Annotated in this window: 21 protein-coding genes; 14 read left to right on the plus strand and 7 right to left on the minus strand. The window is 66.3% G+C overall.

Annotation, left to right across the window (positions count from 1 at the left end):
- Positions 1 to 151: 151 nt before the first annotated feature.
- The 3 genes from ACFPME_RS03350 to ACFPME_RS03360 all read right to left on the minus strand — a co-directional run bounded on the left by ACFPME_RS03350 (position 152) and on the right by ACFPME_RS03360 (position 3,757).
- The gene (locus tag ACFPME_RS03350) at positions 152 to 1,540 is read right to left on the minus strand and encodes a polyketide cyclase (protein WP_377302000.1); all 1,389 of its coding nucleotides are present in this window, start codon (positions 1,538 to 1,540) and stop codon (positions 152 to 154) included.
- 249 nt (positions 1,541 to 1,789) lie between these two features.
- Complete coding sequence (locus ACFPME_RS03355; protein ID WP_377302003.1) at positions 1,790 to 2,431, minus strand: response regulator; 642 nt, start codon at positions 2,429 to 2,431, stop codon at positions 1,790 to 1,792.
- A gap of 102 nt (positions 2,432 to 2,533) precedes the next feature.
- Complete coding sequence (locus tag ACFPME_RS03360; protein ID WP_377302005.1) at positions 2,534 to 3,757, minus strand: sensor histidine kinase; 1,224 nt, start codon at positions 3,755 to 3,757, stop codon at positions 2,534 to 2,536.
- A gap of 193 nt (positions 3,758 to 3,950) precedes the next feature.
- Here ACFPME_RS03360 and ACFPME_RS03365 point away from each other — a divergent pair, with 193 nt between their 5' ends.
- The 5 genes from ACFPME_RS03365 to ACFPME_RS03385 all read left to right on the plus strand — a co-directional run bounded on the left by ACFPME_RS03365 (position 3,951) and on the right by ACFPME_RS03385 (position 7,086).
- Positions 3,951 to 4,571, plus strand: coding sequence for a GNAT family N-acetyltransferase (locus ACFPME_RS03365; RefSeq protein WP_377302007.1), 621 nt, complete (start codon positions 3,951 to 3,953; stop codon positions 4,569 to 4,571).
- Positions 4,568 to 5,335 (plus strand): septum site-determining protein MinC, encoded by a 768-nt coding sequence (minC, locus tag ACFPME_RS03370; protein WP_377302009.1) that lies wholly within the window; start codon positions 4,568 to 4,570, stop codon positions 5,333 to 5,335. The genes ACFPME_RS03365 and minC overlap by 4 nt, the downstream gene beginning before the upstream one ends.
- A gap of 36 nt (positions 5,336 to 5,371) precedes the next feature.
- Positions 5,372 to 6,187 carry a septum site-determining protein MinD gene (gene minD / locus ACFPME_RS03375; RefSeq protein ID WP_377302011.1) on the plus strand — a complete coding sequence of 272 codons (816 nt, stop codon included), beginning with the start codon at positions 5,372 to 5,374 and terminating at the stop codon, positions 6,185 to 6,187.
- A 5-nt stretch (positions 6,188 to 6,192) separates the two neighbouring features.
- Positions 6,193 to 6,477: a cell division topological specificity factor MinE gene (gene minE / locus ACFPME_RS03380; RefSeq protein WP_140654568.1), complete on the plus strand. Its 285-nt coding sequence runs from the start codon at positions 6,193 to 6,195 to the stop codon at positions 6,475 to 6,477.
- A gap of 99 nt (positions 6,478 to 6,576) precedes the next feature.
- Positions 6,577 to 7,086: a hypothetical protein gene (locus tag ACFPME_RS03385; protein ID WP_377302014.1), complete on the plus strand. Its 510-nt coding sequence runs from the start codon at positions 6,577 to 6,579 to the stop codon at positions 7,084 to 7,086.
- Between the two features lie 10 nt (positions 7,087 to 7,096).
- On the opposite strand, the gene chaB is transcribed toward ACFPME_RS03385, so the two are convergent.
- Positions 7,097 to 7,324, minus strand: coding sequence for a putative cation transport regulator ChaB (gene chaB, locus ACFPME_RS03390; RefSeq protein WP_377302016.1), 228 nt, complete (start codon positions 7,322 to 7,324; stop codon positions 7,097 to 7,099).
- Between the two features lie 125 nt (positions 7,325 to 7,449).
- Positions 7,450 to 8,244, minus strand: coding sequence for an isocitrate lyase/PEP mutase family protein (locus ACFPME_RS03395; RefSeq protein ID WP_377302018.1), 795 nt, complete (start codon positions 8,242 to 8,244; stop codon positions 7,450 to 7,452).
- A 206-nt stretch (positions 8,245 to 8,450) separates the two neighbouring features.
- Here ACFPME_RS03395 and ACFPME_RS03400 point away from each other — a divergent pair, with 206 nt between their 5' ends.
- Positions 8,451 to 9,581, plus strand: a complete 1,131-nt coding sequence (locus ACFPME_RS03400; RefSeq protein ID WP_377302020.1) for a DUF2235 domain-containing protein — start codon at positions 8,451 to 8,453, stop codon at positions 9,579 to 9,581.
- Between the two features lie 26 nt (positions 9,582 to 9,607).
- On the opposite strand, the gene ACFPME_RS03405 is transcribed toward ACFPME_RS03400, so the two are convergent.
- Positions 9,608 to 10,876 carry a multidrug effflux MFS transporter gene (locus ACFPME_RS03405; RefSeq protein WP_377302022.1) on the minus strand — a complete coding sequence of 423 codons (1,269 nt, stop codon included), beginning with the start codon at positions 10,874 to 10,876 and terminating at the stop codon, positions 9,608 to 9,610.
- A gap of 263 nt (positions 10,877 to 11,139) precedes the next feature.
- Between ACFPME_RS03405 and crcB the strand changes: the two genes are divergently transcribed.
- From crcB to ACFPME_RS03445, 8 genes are all read left to right on the plus strand, one after another.
- On the plus strand, positions 11,140 to 11,526 hold the full coding sequence (crcB, locus tag ACFPME_RS03410; protein ID WP_377302024.1) for a fluoride efflux transporter CrcB: 387 nt from the start codon (positions 11,140 to 11,142) through the stop codon (positions 11,524 to 11,526).
- A gap of 13 nt (positions 11,527 to 11,539) precedes the next feature.
- Positions 11,540 to 11,878: a DUF190 domain-containing protein gene (locus ACFPME_RS03415; RefSeq protein WP_377302026.1), complete on the plus strand. Its 339-nt coding sequence runs from the start codon at positions 11,540 to 11,542 to the stop codon at positions 11,876 to 11,878.
- Positions 11,879 to 11,909: 31 nt separating this feature from the next.
- Positions 11,910 to 13,028 (plus strand): cyclopropane fatty acyl phospholipid synthase, encoded by a 1,119-nt coding sequence (gene cfa, locus ACFPME_RS03420; protein WP_377302028.1) that lies wholly within the window; start codon positions 11,910 to 11,912, stop codon positions 13,026 to 13,028.
- A gap of 89 nt (positions 13,029 to 13,117) precedes the next feature.
- Positions 13,118 to 14,143, plus strand: a complete 1,026-nt coding sequence (locus ACFPME_RS03425) for a proline iminopeptidase-family hydrolase (protein WP_377302030.1) — start codon at positions 13,118 to 13,120, stop codon at positions 14,141 to 14,143.
- Positions 14,140 to 14,646: a GNAT family N-acetyltransferase gene (locus tag ACFPME_RS03430; protein ID WP_377302032.1), complete on the plus strand. Its 507-nt coding sequence runs from the start codon at positions 14,140 to 14,142 to the stop codon at positions 14,644 to 14,646. The genes ACFPME_RS03425 and ACFPME_RS03430 overlap by 4 nt, the downstream gene beginning before the upstream one ends.
- A gap of 500 nt (positions 14,647 to 15,146) precedes the next feature.
- Positions 15,147 to 15,533, plus strand: coding sequence for a YciI family protein (locus ACFPME_RS03435; RefSeq protein WP_377302034.1), 387 nt, complete (start codon positions 15,147 to 15,149; stop codon positions 15,531 to 15,533).
- 51 nt (positions 15,534 to 15,584) lie between these two features.
- Positions 15,585 to 15,992 (plus strand): MAPEG family protein, encoded by a 408-nt coding sequence (locus tag ACFPME_RS03440; RefSeq protein WP_377302036.1) that lies wholly within the window; start codon positions 15,585 to 15,587, stop codon positions 15,990 to 15,992.
- Positions 15,993 to 16,055: 63 nt separating this feature from the next.
- Positions 16,056 to 16,931 carry a TraB/GumN family protein gene (locus tag ACFPME_RS03445; RefSeq protein WP_377302038.1) on the plus strand — a complete coding sequence of 292 codons (876 nt, stop codon included), beginning with the start codon at positions 16,056 to 16,058 and terminating at the stop codon, positions 16,929 to 16,931.
- On the opposite strand, the gene ACFPME_RS03450 is transcribed toward ACFPME_RS03445, so the two are convergent.
- Positions 16,932 to 17,918, minus strand: a complete 987-nt coding sequence (locus tag ACFPME_RS03450) for an aldo/keto reductase (RefSeq protein ID WP_377302040.1) — start codon at positions 17,916 to 17,918, stop codon at positions 16,932 to 16,934.
- Between the last annotated feature and the right edge of the window lie 38 nt (positions 17,919 to 17,956).

The raw sequence follows: 17,956 nt of genomic DNA on the forward strand, positions 1-17,956 counted from the left end.
GTCGGAGAAGGCGCCGCGGACCGCAAGCAATGTACCGCAAGACACGGGCAAAGTTCGGCCTGGCCGAGGCCGGCGACAACGACGCGCGCCGCCGACACAAACGAAAAGGCCCTTCTTTCGAAGGGCCTTCCGATCTCATGTCGTCTTGGGCTTACTCGCCGGCGCTGGCTGCTTCGGCCGGAGCGGCACTGCTGGCGGCCGGGGCAGCACTGCTGCTTGCCGGGGCCGGGGCCGACCCGGCGGCTGCCGGCGCGCTGTCGAGCGAGGGCGGCTGGAGCCCGGCTTCCTGCTCCGGGGTCTTTTCCGGAGCGTTGGTGATCGGCAGGAACACGTCGTACTTCGCGTACGTGGTGATGTTGCCCCCAGCATCCTTCACCTCAGGCGTCGCCAGGATGTCGTACGAGCGGTTGACCACGTCATCGAACTTGTAGCCGTGGGTCTGCGCGTAGGCTTTCAGCATGTCGCGGGTCTGCGGCACGCCGGCGAAGGTGCCGTTCCAGACACCCTTCAACGCGGCGCCGCCAAACGCGAGGGTGGCGCGCACATCGCCGCCCACCGCCAGGCGGCCGTAACGGTCGCGGCTACCCACGGCGATGTTCTCCGCGCTGGCGGCAGCCGGAGCGGTGCTGGCTTCCGCCGGCGCCGCGGAGGCATCCATCGAGGGGGGCGTGGCGGCAGTGAGCTGTTCGCTCTGGCCGTTGACGGTCAGGGTGCTGGAGTCGATCGGCAGCGCCACATCGAAGCTGTAGGTCTGGTCACCATAGTTGGTGGTGATCAGGATCCGCGGACCGGTGACGTTGACGCCAAGCTTCTTGGCAGCCGCCTGAATCTCGGTGATCGCCTTGCCGACGGCGTCGTCCAGCCCGTCCAGGCCCTCCTTGCGCTCGATCGAGGTCGACACCAGCAGCACCGGCGTGGGCTGGGTCTGCTCGATGTACGGGATCAGCTGGCTGTAGTCGATGTTCGGCACGCCGGCCAGCACGTTCTGCAGGTTGTTCAGGCTGAACTGGATGAACGCGTCGGGATCGCCATGGATATACAGGTTCGCGAAGCGATTGATCAGGTTCCAGCCGTAGGACACGTCATACGACCAGGTCACCTGGGTCAGCTGGCCGCGGCTGCCCTTGCGCTCGAGGTCCAGCGTGAAATGCTTGTCGAGTCCGCGCCAGCTGTTGTCCAGGTTCCAGACGATGCTGGCGCCCTTGGTGGTGCTGTCGATCTTGTCGAACTCCGGCGTGGCGCTGGCGATGGTCAGGCCACCGTTGCCGAGCTTGGGATCGGCACTGACCCAGCTGATCTCCGCGCCCGGGCCATAGGCCTTGCCGGAAAAATTGAACTGCACGTCCTTGTCGAGCGAGCGCAGCACCGAGTAATCGGGCAGCCGCCGGAAATTGTCGAGCACGTCATAGACCTGACGCATGTCCTTGCCGATGACCAGCTGGCGCTCCACATGGCCGCTGCCGGGCATGACCACAGCCGCCAGGACACCGATTGCAGCCACGATGACCAGCGCAACAAGAAATTCAAAGACACGCATCATTCCAGAGTTCTCCGAAGCGTCTTTACGCCATACCTAACGATAATGTCGCCCCCGCCACCGCGCGGGCCTGCCCGAGGGGGAACCCGAGGGCCATGGCAGGGGGTCGGCAAACGCCGAAGCTACGGATGTTACTTGCTCGCGGGCAGGAACGCTATCCGCTGCAACCGCCCCTCCCATCCCGCTGGAAAGCCACCAGCGGCGCCTGCCCCACGCCCCGGAACGGGCACCCCGATCAGGTGCCGCGGGAACTCAGACGATGCCCATTTCCAGCGCCTTCAGCACCGCGCGGGTGCGGTCGCGCACACCGAGCTTGGACAGGATGTTGGAGACGTGATTCTTCACCGTGCCTTCGGCCACTTTCAGCGAATTGGCGATCTCCTTGTTGGAGTACCCGCCCGACAGCAACCGCAGGATTTCGGTTTCGCGCTCGGTCAGCGGATCGGGCTGCTCGAGGCTGGTGAAATGATTCTGCATCCGTGCCACGCCGGCCATCAGGCGCTGGGTGACCATCGGTGCGACCAGGGAGCCGCCGGCGGCGACTGTGCGCACGGCTTCCACCAACTGCTCCAGCGAGACGTCCTTCAGCAGATAGCCGCGTGCACCGGCCTTGAGGCCCTGCAACACCAGCTGATCGTCGTCGAACGTGGTCAGGATGATGGTGGGCGGCAGCTCGTTGCGCGCGGACAGTGCCTGCAGCACTTCCAGCCCGCTCATGTTCGGCATGCGCAGGTCCAGCAGCACGACGTCGGGCTTGATCCGCGGAATGTCCTGCACCGCTTGCGCACCATCGGCACACTCGGCCACCACGCGGATGTCCTCGGCCAGATCCAGCAGCGAACGAACCCCTTGGCGCACCAGATTCTGGTCGTCGACGAGACAAACGGAAATCATCGCGAATCCTCGAACAAACATGACTCAGGCTGTGACGGTGGAAACCGGCGGAATGGGCCGTTTTCGACGATGGTGAATTCTTGCACGCGCGAATCACCAAGATTACGACACATTCAACGCGGGCGGTTCAAATCGCGACGGTGCATGGGCCAGTGCCTTGTGTTCGCCCAACGGCAACCGCACGGTCAACGCGAAGCCCTGGCTCAGGCCGGTATCCAGCGTCACGCTGCCACCGAACTCGGCCAGCCGTTCGCGCATGCCGGACAGGCCGTTGCCCGGCTCGACCTTTTCGGCACCGCGGCCATCGTCGCGCGCATGAAGCCCGAGCAGGCTTTCCCCGGCATACGCGAAATTGAGCCACAGGTTGCGCGCGCCGGCATGCTTGGCCGTGTTGGTGATGATCTCCTGCGCGCAGCGCAGGAGCACCTGCGCGCGGCGCGGATCTTCCACGCTGAAGCGTGGCGGCATCACCACGTGGACATTCAAGCCGGGCACACCTTCGGTCAGGCTGCGCAGCGCCTGGGTGAGATCGATGGCATCGTCCTGGCGCAGCTCACTGACCACTTCGCGCACGTCGGCCAGCAGCAGCTTGGCCGTGCTCTGCGCCTTGCGCACATGCGCGCCGGCCGCCTCGTTGGTGAGATGGCTGGCCACCTCGAGATTCAGGCTCAGCGCGGTCAGGTGGTGGCCGATCAGATCATGCAGATCGCGCGCGATGCGCATGCGCTCGGCAATGCGGCTGGATTCGGCCAGCAATGCACGGGTGGCGCGCAACTCCGAGTTCAGGCGACGTTGCGCTTCGCGTTGCTCGGCCTGCTGGCTGGCCACCATCGAGGTAATGAACACCAGCACCGAAATGCCCAGGTAGATGCTGGCCTGGATAAAACCGACCGCAATGCTGTGGTCGTACTCGGGGAAGGTGGCAAAGATCGCCACCAGGCTCAGGTGCTGCAGCACCAGCCAGAACACCGCCAACCAGAACGGCAGCAACCACGGCAGCACCAGCGACGCCACCACCATCAGCATGGCCGACAGGCCGCTATGGCTGTACCAACCCACCGCCACCGCGGCGGCCGTCATCAGGGTGAGTCCGAGCAACTTCAGCACCGGATAACGGCGTGAGCCCAGGTTGCTGGTCAGCATCCAGTACATCAGGCCGAAAATCAGGTAGCACAGCGTCCACAGCAACAGGGAGAAGTTCGGACGATGCAGTTGGTCGAGGCGTTCGGTGGCCCAGTTCGTCACCAGCGGCGTGCCCGCCGACAGGTAGGTGAAGAAGCCTGCATAGCGAAGCAGGCGGATATGATTGAGGAATGGCCAGCGCATGCGCCGCATCATTGGGCGTGCGACGGTTTCGCGCAATGCGCGAGAAGTCATGGCCGACGCTGCCCCCTATCGTTTTACGAACCTTTTACATCAGCGGCTGGCGGATGTAAGGCTTCCGGGCGCATGTCATAATGGGCCATTGCGCAAGACCGTTGCCGGTCTTGTCCCCGAATCCATCATTGCGGAGCAACGAATGGCCCTTGCCATCCGCGACGTGCGCGAGCACGACCTGGATGCCGTACTGGCACTCAACAATGCTGCCGGTCGCTCCATCCTCGCCCTCGACGCCACCCAGTTGCGCTACTTCTACGAGCACGCCGACTATTTCCGTGTTGCCGAGATCGACGGCCACCTGGCCGGTTTCCTGGTCGCCTTGCGCGAAGGCGGTGACTATGAAAGTCCGAACTACCGCTGGTTCGCCGAGCATTACCCGCAGTTTCTCTATATCGACCGCATCGTGATCGCGAACGCCTACCGCCGCCACGGCCTGGGCCGCATCTTCTATTGCGACGTGCACAGCTACGCCGAAGTACGCGTGCCGCTGCTCGCCTGCGAGGTATTCCTGGAACCGCGCGACGACGTGGTAGTGCTGTTCCACGGCACTTATGGTTTTCAGGAAGTGGGTCAGCAGCGCATGGGCGAACACGGGCCGCAAGTCAGCCTGCTGGCCCGCGACCTGCCCAGCTATGCCTATGTGCGCGACACCTGGCTCGATCATGGCGGCCTGCCCGACGTGCCCTGGCTGGCCGAGCGCGAGCGCCCTGCCCTGCACGATTCCGCGCCGCGCCGCCTCGCCGGAGAGCGGCACCCATGAATGCAAAAATGGATACCTCGGATGCCTGCGACCTGCGTTTCGGCCAGGTCGGGATTGCCTGCGTGCGCGTGCGCCGGGTCGACGCCGCCGCGCTGTGCGACGAACTCGAGCGCCGCGTGCGCGCCGCACCGCAGATGTTTGCCCGCGCCGCGGTGGTGCTGGACCTGAGCCACCTGCTCAACCTGCCCGACGACGGTGCGGTGGACGCCTTGCTCGAAGCGGTGCGCAGTGCCGGCATGCTGCCGGTGGGCCTGGCCTACGGCACCAGCGAGACCGAGGCGCTGGCCAAGCGCATGGGCCTGCCGCTGATCGCCAAGTTCCGCGCTGCCTATGAACCGGCCAGCGGCCCGGCGGCGGTCGAAACGCCCGCCCGCGCCGCGCCTGTCGCGCAGGTCCAGCGCGAGCCGATCCTCTCCGCGCCAGCACCCGGCAGCATGCAGGGTGCGCAGCACCACACCGGCTCGGTGCGTTCGGGTCAGCAGGTCTACGCGCGCGAGCGCGACCTGATCGTCACCGGCGCCGTCGCCAACGGCGCCGAGGTGATCGCCGATGGCAACATCCATATCTACGGCGGCCTGCGCGGGCGTGCCATGGCCGGCGCACAGGGCGACGCCAAGGCGCGCATCTTCGTGTCCGACTTCCGCGCCGAGCTGGTGGCGATCGCCGGGCAATATCGCGTATTCGAACAGATTCCTGACGACCTCCAGGGCCAGTCCGTGCAATGCTGGCTGGAAGGCGAAAAGCTATTGATCGCCAAGCTGTGATCATCACAACAAGAACAATCATGCGGAGATGGGCCCTTGACTGCTGAGATTATCGTTGTCACTTCCGGCAAAGGCGGCGTCGGCAAGACGACGACCAGCGCCTCGCTCGCCACCGGCCTGGCCATGGCCGGCAAGAAAACCGCCGTCATCGACTTCGACGTCGGCCTGCGCAACCTCGACCTGATCATGGGCTGCGAGCGTCGCGTGGTGTACGACTTCGTCAACGTCGTTCATGGCGAAGCCACCCTGAAACAGTCGCTGATCAAGGACAAGCGCCACGACAACCTCTACGTGCTGGCCGCCAGCCAGACGCGGGACAAGGACGCGCTGACCCAGGAAGGCGTGGAGAAAGTGCTGGACGGCCTGTCCGAGGACGGCTTCGACTACGTCGTGTGCGACTCGCCGGCCGGCATCGAGAAAGGTGCGCATCTGGCGATGTACTTCGCCGATCATGCGGTCGTGGTGGTCAACCCGGAAGTATCCTCGGTGCGCGATTCCGATCGCATCCTCGGCCTGCTTGCCAGCAAGACCCGACGTGCCGAGCGCGGCGAGGGTCCGGTCACCCAGCATTTGCTGCTGACCCGCTACAACCCGGCCCGCGTGGCGATCGGCGAAATGCTCAGCGTCAAGGATGTCGAGGAAATCCTCGGTATCGAAGTGGTCGGGGTGATCCCGGAATCGGAGAACGTGCTGACTGCGTCCAACAACGGCATCCCGGTCATCGTCGATGTCAATTCACATGCCGGCCAGGCCTACAGCGACACGGTGGCTCGCATCCTCGGCGAAGAGCGCCCGCTGCGCTTCATCGACGTGCCCAAGAAGGGCTTTCTCCAGCGCGTGTTCGGAGGTTGATCACGATGGGTATTCTCGATTTCCTGAAGCGCAAGCCGGAAGCAACTGCCACCGTCGCCCGCGAACGCCTTCGGATCATCGTCGCGCAGGAACGCTCCAGCCGCGGCGCTCCGGATTACCTGCCGATGATGCGCAACGAACTGCTCGAGGTGATCAAGAAATATGTTCACGTCGACCTGGACGCCATCAACATCAATTTCGAGCGCGACAGCGGTCACGAGATCCTCGAGCTCTCGGTCACCCTGCCGGAAGGCAAGCAGACGGCCAAGAACGAAGCCAAGACCGGCTGAGTCCCGGTCCTGGGTTGCCGGCGCCAGTCGCCGGCTTTTGCCCTCGGGTGATTCCGCATCGCCCGGGGGCGGTGCCCGCCCCGCCTCCGGCGTCAAGCCATGCATCCCGACAGCCCTGCCCCCATGGAATCCGGCGACCCGGCCAGCACCGTGATGCGGCTGGGCCAGATCGGATTCGACGCGCCCGCCGCCCTGCTTTCCCGCTTCGGCCTGAGACTGCAGCGCGTGGCCGCGGGCGAACCGATCCCGGGCAGCTTCTGGGGCGATGAGGAAGCCGGCATCATCGGCACCACGGTCTATGCCCGCGACGACACTCCGGTGCATTCACTGCTGCATGAAGCCGGGCATCTGATCGTGTTGCCGTCAGATAGACGCATGGACGTCCATACCGACGCGACCGACTCGATCGAGGAAGAAGATGCCACCTGCTACCTGCAGATCGTGCTGGCCGATCAATTGCCCGACGTGGGGCGCGACCGGTTGATGGCCGACATGGACGCATGGGGCTATTCATTCCGGCTCGGCTCGGCCCGCGCATGGTTCGAGCGGGACGCCGGCAACGCGCGCGAATTTCTGCGGGAGCGCGGCCTGCCCCACGGCGCGGCCTGATGTTCCCCGCCTAGCTCGCGTGCCAGTCGCCGTCGTCCCCCTTGCGGTATTTCTTCTTCACCGCCGCCCAGGCGACCTTGTGCGCAGCTTCCTCGCGTGATTCGTCGCCGCGGCGCTCATCCTTGTCGGCGTACTCCTCCCACGCGTTGTTGAATGCCTCCTTGTAGATCTCCTGTGCGTGTTTCGGCACGTGACCACGCACGGAATCGGGCAGGTCGCTGATGGTTTTGTATGGCATGACAAGGCTCCGCAGATCTGAAGGATGCCGCGCGTCCACCCTCCTCCGTGCCTGGTCAAACGGCCGTCAAGACTTGGCGGCGCTCCCGAAGACCTCCGCCATGCGCTTGGACGACGGCATGCGTGTCACGTCCGTTCGAACAGCCCCTGCGCGTCCGCGTAAGTGAGCGCCGAGGCGAGGCAATCGAAGCGTCCGCTTTCAAGCAGCACGCCGGCCGCATGGTCGACCGCCGCCAGCGCCATGGCCGCGAAACGCGTCGCCGTGCTCACGCGGGCAATGCCGAGGCGGGCCAGCTCGGCCAGATCCGGCACGCCCGGCCCGGCCGCGACATTGATGGGCGCGTCGATCGCCTGCACCAGCGCCGCCAGCGTGGCCCCGTCGCTCAGGCCGATCGGATAGATGCCATCAGCGCCTGCCGCCAGGTAGGCGTGCGCGCGCTGCACCGCATCGTCGAAGCGTTCGGCGGGCTTGGCCGCGTCCTGTTGCAACCAGCTGTCCACCCGCGCGTTGATCACGATCGGCACGCCGGCCTCGGTGGCGGCGGCGCGAGCGGCGCGGACGCGCGCGGCGGCGATAGCGCACGGTCGCAGCGCACCATGGCCAGGCACGCCGTCCTCCAGGTTGATGCCGACCGCGCCGGCAGCGATCACCGCACGCACGGTCGCTGCCACTTCCGCCGGCGTCTCGCCGTAGCCAGTCTCGATGTCCGCCGTGACGGGCAGGTCGACGATGCGGGTGATTCGCTCGATGGCGGCCAGCACCTCGGCCAGTGGCGCCCGTTCGCCGTCGGCATGGCCAAGCGACCAGGCCATGCCGGCGCTGGTGGTGGCGATGGCGGCGAAGCCGCGGTGGGCGAACAGCCGCGCGCTGCCGGCGTCCCACGCATTGGGCAGCAGCAGGATCGCGGAACGATCGTGCATCTTGCGAAAGGCCTGTGCCCTGCCCGACTGCGTTTGGATGTCCATTCGTCTACAGCCCGCGCGGATGTCGAAGCAGGCAGCGTACGCTGGTTGCCGCCGCGCGGAAATGGCGGCGCGACGGGCGCGACTTCCCTCGCGGCACTGGCCGCTCCGGCCGGCGCGGCCTAGAGTCGGGCACGACTACCACGACCAGGTCGGAGGCCACCATGGCCACACGCAGGCTTGTGCTGTTGTTCGATGGCACCTGGAACAAGCCCGAATCGAATACCAATGTGGAACGCCTGTGCCGGCTGATCGCACCGCACGACCCCGCGGGCATCGAGCAGCGCGTCAACTACATCCCCGGCGTTGGCGTATCGCCCGGATTGACCCATCTGCTCGGCGGCGCGTTCGGCTTCGGTCTCTCAGGCAACGTGCTGGATGGCTACCGCTGGCTATGTGAGACATGGCAGCCCGGCGACGATGTCTACCTGTTCGGATTCAGTCGCGGCGCCTATACCGCACGCAGCCTCGGCGGAATGATCCGCAAATGCGGCCTGCTCCGGCCCGGCGCCGACGGCGGCGTGACGAAAGCCGACGTTGCGAGCGCCTACGACTTCTACCGCGAACTCAAAACCCGGCCCGATGACCCGGCCGCCGTGACCTTCCGCGCCAGCCGCTCGGTCGAGATCGGCATTCACTTCATCGGCGTCTGGGACACGGTGGGCTCGCTCGGCATTCCGGATACCGCCTCGTGGTTTCCGTATGCCCGCTCACGCTACCAGTTCCACGACACCGAGCTGAGCAAGATCGTCAAGTACGCCTACCAGGCACTCGCACTGGACGAACATCGCGCCGACTTTTCGCCGACCGTGTGGACGCGCAATCCGTACACATTGAAGCCCGGCGAAACGCCAACGTCCAAGAAGCTCGAGCAGATCGAGATCGAGCAGCGCTGGTTCATCGGCTCGCATTCCGATGTAGGCGGCGGCAACGACAGCGATGGTGCCGGGCGCAAGCCCGACCCGTTGCCCGACCTGCCGCTGGCATGGCTGCAGCGCAAAGCCATCGACACCGGACTGGCCTGCCGCGAACTGCTCGTTCCGCCCACCGATGCCGACATGGGGGCGCCGCGCAACTCCTATGCGGAGTTCATGTCCGGCATCTACAAGGCATTCAAGCCCCCGTTCGATCGCCTGCTGGGCTCCGGCGTCAACGAGAAGTTGGACGATTCCGTCTGGCAACGCTGGCTCGCCGACGCGGGTTATCGCTCGCCCTCCCTGGTGCAGGCACTGGCACGCTCGACAGTGCTGATGTCGGCCGACGCGATCGCGCCGACTGCCCCGGCCACTTCATAGCCGGCCTGACGGCTCCTGTCCGAGGCTCAGCGGGGCTCGGCGATCTCCGCCTGCATCACTGTGGCCGGAACCGTAGCGCTCAGGGGCTGATCCGGCGCACGACGGCTGCCTGCGAGGAACCGCCACCATGCCAGCGCGCCGATGACAGTCAGCGCCGACGCGCCCAGTCCGAGCGACAGCATGCTGCGTGAAAGCAGTGGGGACATTACGCCGGCCACGGCGCTGCAGAGCAGCAGACTGGCAAACGCCTGCACCGAGGAAATGCCGCCCCGCTGATGCGAAAAGCGATCCAGCAGCAGCAGCGTCAGGGTGGGGAACGCCAGCTGCACGCCGATGCCGTGCAATACCAGCGGCAGCATCGACCACGGCAACCGCGGCGCCGGGAATACCAGCGCCAGCAGCAGATGCATCACACACGCCAGCAGCATCACCGCATAGCCCAGCTTCACCGTGAAACCCGCGCTGCGCTTACCCGCCATCCGGCCGGACAACCAGGCGCCGCCCACCAGGCCGGCCACCACCGGCAGGAACAGCCATGGAAATCCTTTTGCCGAAAGATGCAGCAGCTCGCGCACGATGCGCGGGGCCGAGGCGATGTAGAGGAACAGGCCGGCGAAATTGACCGAACTGGAAATCAACAACGGCCAGAACAGCCGGTCGCGGCTGAAGGACCGGTAGCTGGCCAGCAGCGGTCGCGGGGCGAACGACCGGCGTCGCTCCGGTGGGTGGCTCTCGTCCAGTTGCAGCGCCAGGGCCAGGGCCAGCAGGGTGGTGAACGCGGCCAGCGCCCAGAAAATGCCATGCCAGCCACCCAGCGGCAGCAGCACCGCACCGATCATCGGGGCGACCACCGGCGCCACGCCAAAAATCATCGTGACCCGCGACATCAGCCGCTGCGCGGCGGCGCCTTCGAGGCTGTCGCGGATCACTGCGCGCCCCACCACCAGGCCCGCTCCCGCGCACATGCCCTGCAGGCCGCGGCAGGCCAGCAGCATCGCGAACGACGTGGACAGCGCGGCGCCCGCGGAGGCCAGGGCATACACCAGCATGCCGGCAACCATCACCGGCTTGCGCCCGATCGCGTCGGAGATCGCGCCATGAAACAGGCTCATCCCCGCATAGGTGATCAGATACACGCTGAGCAACTGCTGCAGCGCGGCGTCGTCCACCGCAAAGCGGGCGCCGATCAGCGGAAACGACGGGAACACCGCATCGATCGAGAACGGTCCGATCATCGACAACGCCGCCAGCAGCCATGGCAGGCTGGGCCGCACGGAGCGATGGGTTGGATGCATGGCCATGCCACTGCGGCGGGGAAGGCCGGGAAGTATAGAGGCCGCCACGATGCCTCGCGCTTGACGACAAGGCGGCCCGATCGACTAGGATGGCGGCCCGGGAGATGGCATGCCTCCCGTTCCGGCGGCGGCGCGCCCCGGAAAAAACCGCTTCTCGTGCAACCCGCGTTGAAGTTGATGATGCCTGCACCACCGGCTTCCGGCGGCGCAGGCGTGCCTGCCACCGCGGCAACCGGACACCTTCATTGTCAGGAGACGCGCTCGTGGGCTTTACCGGACTTGTTGCGATAGGCGTCGGCGGCGCACTCGGCTGCTGGTTGCGCTGGGGCCTGGGCATGCTGCTCAACCCGTTGTTTCCCACGCTGCCGCTGGGCACGCTGGCGGCGAACCTCGCTGGCGGCCTGATGATGGGTTGCGTGATGGGCCTGTTCGACCACTTCCAGACCCTGTCGCCGGAACTGCGGTTGTTCGTCCTCACCGGCTTCCTCGGCGGGCTGACCACGTTCTCCACCTTCTCGGCCGAATCCGCCACGCTGTTGCTGCGGCAGCAGTACCTGTGGTTCAGCGGCCATGTGGCCGTGCATGTGGCCGGTTCACTGGCGATGACCGTGCTCGGCATCCTCCTCACCCGCAGCGTGCTGCGCCATTGAACCGGTGACCCGCATGAACCAGGAACATCTGCAGCACGGCGTGCACCTGCATTTCTATTGCCACCTGCGCGCCAAGCACGACGGCATGCTGCTGTCCGAATGGCTGCTCGAACAGGCCCAGCACCTAGGCTTCGGCGGTGGCTCGGTGTTCCGCGCGATCGCCGGCTTCGGCCGGCATGGCGTACTGCACCAGGAGCAATTCTTCGAGCTGGCCGACGACCTGCCGGTGAAGGTCGAGTTCCTGCTGCTCGAGGATCAAGCGGAGCTGCTGCTGCAGCGGGTGCGCGGTGCCGGCGTCGACGCGACTTATGCACGGTCGCCGGCAAGCTTCGCGGTACTGGGCAAGCACTGATCCCCACGCCATACCCCAAGCGAGGCATCGCATGAGCAAGGACGATCTGAAGGACCGCGCCACCGCACTGCTCGAACAGGCCGGCATCCACCTGGACGGCACCGCACCGACCGACCTGCGCGTGCACGACGACCGCCTGTACACCCGGGTGTTCGCGCACGGTTCGCTGGGCCTGGGCGAGGCGTACATGGACGGCTGGTGGGATGCCGACGACCTGCCCGGCCTGTGTACCCGCCTGCTCACGGCTGGGCTCGATCAGGAGTTGAAAACCCTCGATACCCTGCTGGCCCACCTCAAGGCGCGCTTCATCAACCTGCAGCGCGGCGAGCGCGCGTTCGAGATCGGCAAGGCCCACTACGACCTCGGCAACGACCTGTTCCACGCCATGCTGGGCAAGCGCATGGTGTACTCCTGCGGCTACTGGGCCCGCGCCGACAACCTCGACGATGCGCAGACCGCCAAGCTCGACCTGGTCTGCCGCAAGCTGCAATTGAAGACCGGCCAGCGCGTGCTCGACATCGGCTGCGGCTGGGGCGAGGCATTGAAATACGCGGCCGAGCACTACGGCATCGAAGGCGTCGGCATCACGGTTTCGCAGGAACAGGCCGATTATGCGCGCGAACTGTGCGCCGGGCTGCCGATCGAGATCCGGCTGCAGGACTATCGCGACGTCAACGACAAATTCGATGCGGTGTATTCCATCGGCATGTTCGAGCATGTGGGCGGCAAGAACTACCGCACCTACTTCGAGACCGTGCGTCGCTGCCTGCAGGACGACGGTCTTTCGCTGCTGCATTGCATCGGCAGCAACAGCGGGCCGGCGCAGACCGATCCCTGGATCGAGAAGTACATCTTCCCGAACTCGATGATTCCCGCCGCCAGCCAGCTGGCCGCCGCGCTGGAAGACCTGTTCGTGGTCGAGGACTGGCACAACTTCGGCGCCGACTACGATCGCACCCTGACCGCCTGGCGCGCGAACGTGGAAGCGGCATGGCACACGCTGCCGGGCAGCTACGACGAACGCTTCCGACGCATGTGGCGCTATTACCTGGCCGTCTCCGCAGCGGTCTTCCGCAGCCGCCGCGACCAGCTGTGGCAGATCACGCTGAACCCGCGCGGCGTACCCGGCGGCTACCGCGTGCCGCGCTGAAGCCACATGCATGCGGGGAGTTGCCGACAGCGCCGCCCCGCCGCATAGTGCGGGTTGTCGTCGCGCGGGGAACTCCGATGAAGCACTGCATGGCTGTCCTCCTGTCCGGGCTGCTCGCCATGGCGGCCACCGCCGCGGCAGCCCTGCCGCCCGCCCACAGCCAACCTGGCTCGACCTACTTCGACCATACCGGCCGCGACGACGTGCTGGCCGGAGGCGTCAGGATGATCCCGATCACCACGCCCCGGGGCACCTTCCACGTCTGGACCAAACGCGTGGGCAACAACCCGAAGCTGAAAGTGTTGCTGCTGCACGGCGGCCCCGGCGCCACCCACGAATACTTCGAGGCGTTCGACAGCTACTTCCCCGGCGCCGGCATCGAGTACTACTACTACGACCAGCTCGGCTCGGCCTATAGCGACCAGCCGAAAGATCGGTCTTTATGGACCATCGACCGCTACGTCGACGAAGTGGAACAGGTGCGCCAGGCGCTGCACCTGGACAAGGACAACTTCTGCCTGCTCGGCCACTCCTGGGGCGGCGTGCTCGCCATCGAGTACGCGCTGAAATACCAGCAGCACCTCAAGTGCCTGGTGATCTCCAACATGGTCGACTCGATTCCCGCCTACAACGACTACGCCCACAAGGTGCTGATGCCGGCCATGGATCAGAAGCAGCTCGCCGAAGTGCGGAAGCTGGAAGCCGAACACCGCACCGACGACCCGCGCTACATGCAGATCCTCACCCCGATGCATTACGAGCAGCACGTGCTGCGCATGCCCGAGGCGCAATGGCCCGAGCCGGTGACCCGCTCGTTCGGCCACATCAACCGGCAGATCTACACCCTGATGCAGGGCCCCAGCGAACTGGGCGCCAGCGGCCGCCTGCTGAACTGGGACCGCAGCAAGGACCTGCACCGCATTGCCGTTCCCACGCTGGTGATCGGTGCGCAGCACGACACGATGGATCCGAAGTACATGGCCGGCATGGCGAATAAGCTGCCGCGCGGGCAGTTCCTGCTGTGTCCCAAGGGGAGCCATATGGCGATGTACGACGACCAGCAAGTGTATTTCGACGGCTTGATCGGGTTCCTGCATGGTGTCGAACGGCCATGAGCGTGCCTGAGCGGCTCCCGCGACACGGGTGTCCGGGCCAATCCTTCTGCCACTCCCACCCGACCAACGCGATGACCATCTCGATTGACCACATGGAATCGGACGAACAGATCGCCATGACGTACGACGTCATGCGACAACTGCGCCCTCATCTCACCCAGGATTCCTATGTGCCGGCGATCCGCGACCTGATGGCCAGCGAAGGGCTACGGCTGATGGCGCTGCTGGACACGGGTACGGTCAGGGCAGTCGCCGCCTACCGGATCATGAACATGCTGTATTGCGGCCGCCTGCTCTACGTCGACGACCTTGTCTGCGATGAGCGTGTGCGGTCGCGCGGTTACGGCGCGCAACTGATCGCCAGGCTGAAGAGCGAAGCTCGGGCGCTCGGCTGCAGCGAGATCCAGCTCATCTCGCGCGTCACGCGCGAGCAGGCTCACCGGTTTTATTTCCGCGAGGGTTTTGGCATCGAGTGTTTCCAGTTCCGCGCGAAGCTCACCTGACCCTGACGCATGGCGTTGAGGTCCCCGTCATGTTCGCGATCAGCCTGGTGTTGCTTACCCTCGGCCTGGTGGCCGTGTGCTGGCTGAAGGGCGAACCGCCCCGTTGGCGCTCGGGCGACTGACCGGCCCCTGCGCCGAGGCTACGGATATCGACGGGGAGGTGCGCAACCCCCGCAGCGACGTGCCCCGGGGTCGGCTCCCGGACATCGCCGTTCCGCCGGCCCCGCCATCGCCGCCGCGCCGGGATTGAACTGGCCGCGCACCGCCGAACTGGAAACGGCGCCAGGGACGACGGCTGGCGCACCCGGGCAGGCGCTCGCCGGGGTGCCCCATGGTTCCTGACGCGATACCCATTCCCCCATGCCTCTCCCCTGGAAGACTTGCGCCAACGCACGTGCTTGATGCTCGTGCCTTGAGCATGCAGGCTATCGCCGGTCATCATGTGTCCTTTCTGTTGCGTCGTGCCCGCAAGTGTTACGCAACGCCATCGGAGGCCAAGCGTGAACCAGCCAATCCCACCCTCCGAGTACCTCGTCCTCTCCCGCGGCCAGTGGGACAAGGGCGCCGCGCGCGAGGACATCCAGGCGGCGATCGACCGCTTCTACGTGTGGCATGAGCGGCTGGTCGGCGAGGGCCGGATGCGGGCCGGGCAGCGGCTGGCGCGCGCGGGCAAGATGGTGTCGCGGCAGGCGATCGTGGACGGTCCGTTCGCCGAGGCCAAGGAGCTGGTGGGCGGTTACTGGCTGATCCTCGCCGGCAGCCTCGACGAAGCGGCGGCCATCGCCGCGGAGAACCCCTGCCTGGACTACGGCCTGCTGTTCGAAATCCGTCCGGTCGAGCCGGTTCGCGCCAGCGCCTATGCCCTGACCAACGAGACCCCGACATAGCCGGCGGCTACCGCCCATCCTCTCCACTCCTCGCGAATCGCAGGCGGCACCATGACCACCTCTGCCCTGGTACTCACGCTCTTCATTGCCTGGACGCTGCTCCTGCTGGTCGTGATGGAGGTGCTGCGCGGCTACCTTGTCGTCACCGGCCGCGTTCGCTCGAACAGGTTCGCGCCGGACAACGCAGGCCTTTCGCCACTCATGCAGCGGCTCGCCCGGGCCCACGCGAACTGCGTCGAAAGCCTGCCCGTCTTCGGCGGCCTGCTGGTGGTCGCGCTGGTCACGGGCCTGACCGACGTCACGAATGCACTGGCCCCCTGGCTGCTGGGCGCGCGCATCGTCCAGTCCGGCATCCACCTGGCTTCGACCAGCGTGATCGCCGTGAATGCCCGCTTTGCCGCCTTTGCCGTGCAGATGGCCATCGGCATCTACTGGACCTGGAAGCTGCTTGGCCTGTAGCTCCCGGGCAAGCATGGGCCGAACGAGATTGAACTGGCCGCGGCCTGCCGCGACACTCCGTGCATGAAGCACTCGATCACACTGCGCCTGCTCGCCTGCCTTGCCCTGCTGCTCGCCTGCGCCCCCGCGCTGGCGAAACCCGCGCTATGGGTGGTGAAGGACGCCGACACCACGATCTACCTGTTCGGCACGGTGCATCTGATGCCGAGCGACGCCAGCTGGCATTCCCCCGAGCTGGATCGGGCGATGGCGGACAGCCGCACGCTGTACATCGAGCTGACCGACGACGATCCGGCGAACATGGCGGCGCTGGTGCTGCGCCACGGCATGGATGCCGCGCACCCGCTGTCCAGCCAGCTCAGCCCGGCGGAAGCACACCGGCTGGACTTGCTGGCGACCAAGGTCGGTGTGCCCGGCGGAATGCAGACCCTGAACGTGATGCGCCCGTGGCTGGCCGCGCTGACGCTGGCGGTGACGCCGCTGCTGAAGGCCGGGCTCGACCCTGAGCATGGCGTGGACAAGCAGCTGAAGGCGCAGATGATCGCCGCGGGCAAGCCGGTGCTGGGACTGGAAACCGCCGAACAGCAGATCCGCTTTCTCGCCGACATGCCGCGCGCGATCGAGCTGGCCTTGCTGCGCTCGACCATGCGCGAAGCGGACCAGGGCGCGTTCCGTCTCACCGAACTGATCGACGCCTGGAAGGCCGGCGACGTGGACAGCATCGCGCGCATCGGCAACGACGACATGCGCCGGCACGAACCGAAGCTCTACCAACTGCTGCTGGTACAGCGCAACCAGGTCTGGGCGACGAAGATCGCCGCGATGCTGCGGCAACCCGGCACCGTCTTCATCGCCGTGGGCGCCGCCCATCTGGCCGGACCGGACAGCGTGCAGGCGCGACTGGAATGGCTGGGCGTCCCGGTCGAGCGCCTGCCCTGATCAGTCGATGCCGGCGACGGCGTGCGGTGCGTACGGCGCTTCGAGCGCGGCGATTTCCGCCGGCGGCAAGCTGACCGACAGCGCCGCCACCGCCTCTTCCAGATGATGCGGTTGGGTCGCGCCCACGATCGGCGCGGTGACCACCGGCTGGTGCAGCAGCCAGGCCAGCGCCACCTGCGCGCGCGGCACGCCGAGCCGCGCGGCGACCTCGCCGACGCGATCCACCACGGCCTTGTCCGCCGCCTTGCTCGCGGCATACACGCCGTCGCCCCACGGATCGGAGCCGCCGCGCACGGTGCTCGGTTCGTCCTCCCACGCCCGCGCCAGCCGGCCGCGCGCCAACGGGCTCCACGGCACCACGCCGACGCCCTGGTCCGCGCACAGCGCCAGCATCTCGCGCTCCTCCTCGCGGTACAGCACGTTGTAGTGCGGCTGCATCGACACGAAACGCGTCCAGCCATGCAGGTCGGCGGTGTACAGCGCCTTGGCGAACTGCCACGCCATCATCGACGAGGCACCGATGTAACGGGCCTTGCCCGCCTTCACCACGTCATGCAGCGCCTCCAGCGTCTCCTCGATCGGCGCGGCGTCGTCCCAGCGGTGGATCTGGTAGAGGTCGACGTAGTCGGTGCCGAGGCGGCGCAGGCTGGCGTCGATCTCGGTCATGATCGCCTTGCGCGAGAGGCCGCCGCCGTTCGCGTCGCCGCGCATCGGATAGAACACCTTGGTGGCGATCACCACCTCCTCGCGCCGCGCGAAATCGCGCAGCGCGCGTCCCAGCACCAGCTCGCTGCCGCCGCCCGAATACATGTTCGCCGTGTCGAAATAGTTGATGCCCAGTTCGAGCGCGCGCCGGATGAAGGGCCGGCTGTGCTCCTCGTCCAGCGTCCACGGCCTCTCGTCGGTGGGTGTCACCGAGTAGCTCATGCAGCCCAGGCAGATGCGCGAAACCTTGAGTCCCGACTTGCCCAGATTGATGTAGTTCATCGCGAATCCTCCCGTTGGCTTTTCAAAACATGCAGGGT

It is taken from the genome of Rhodanobacter umsongensis, assembly GCF_042654965.1.
GTDB classification, from domain to species: domain Bacteria; phylum Pseudomonadota; class Gammaproteobacteria; order Xanthomonadales; family Rhodanobacteraceae; genus Rhodanobacter; species Rhodanobacter umsongensis.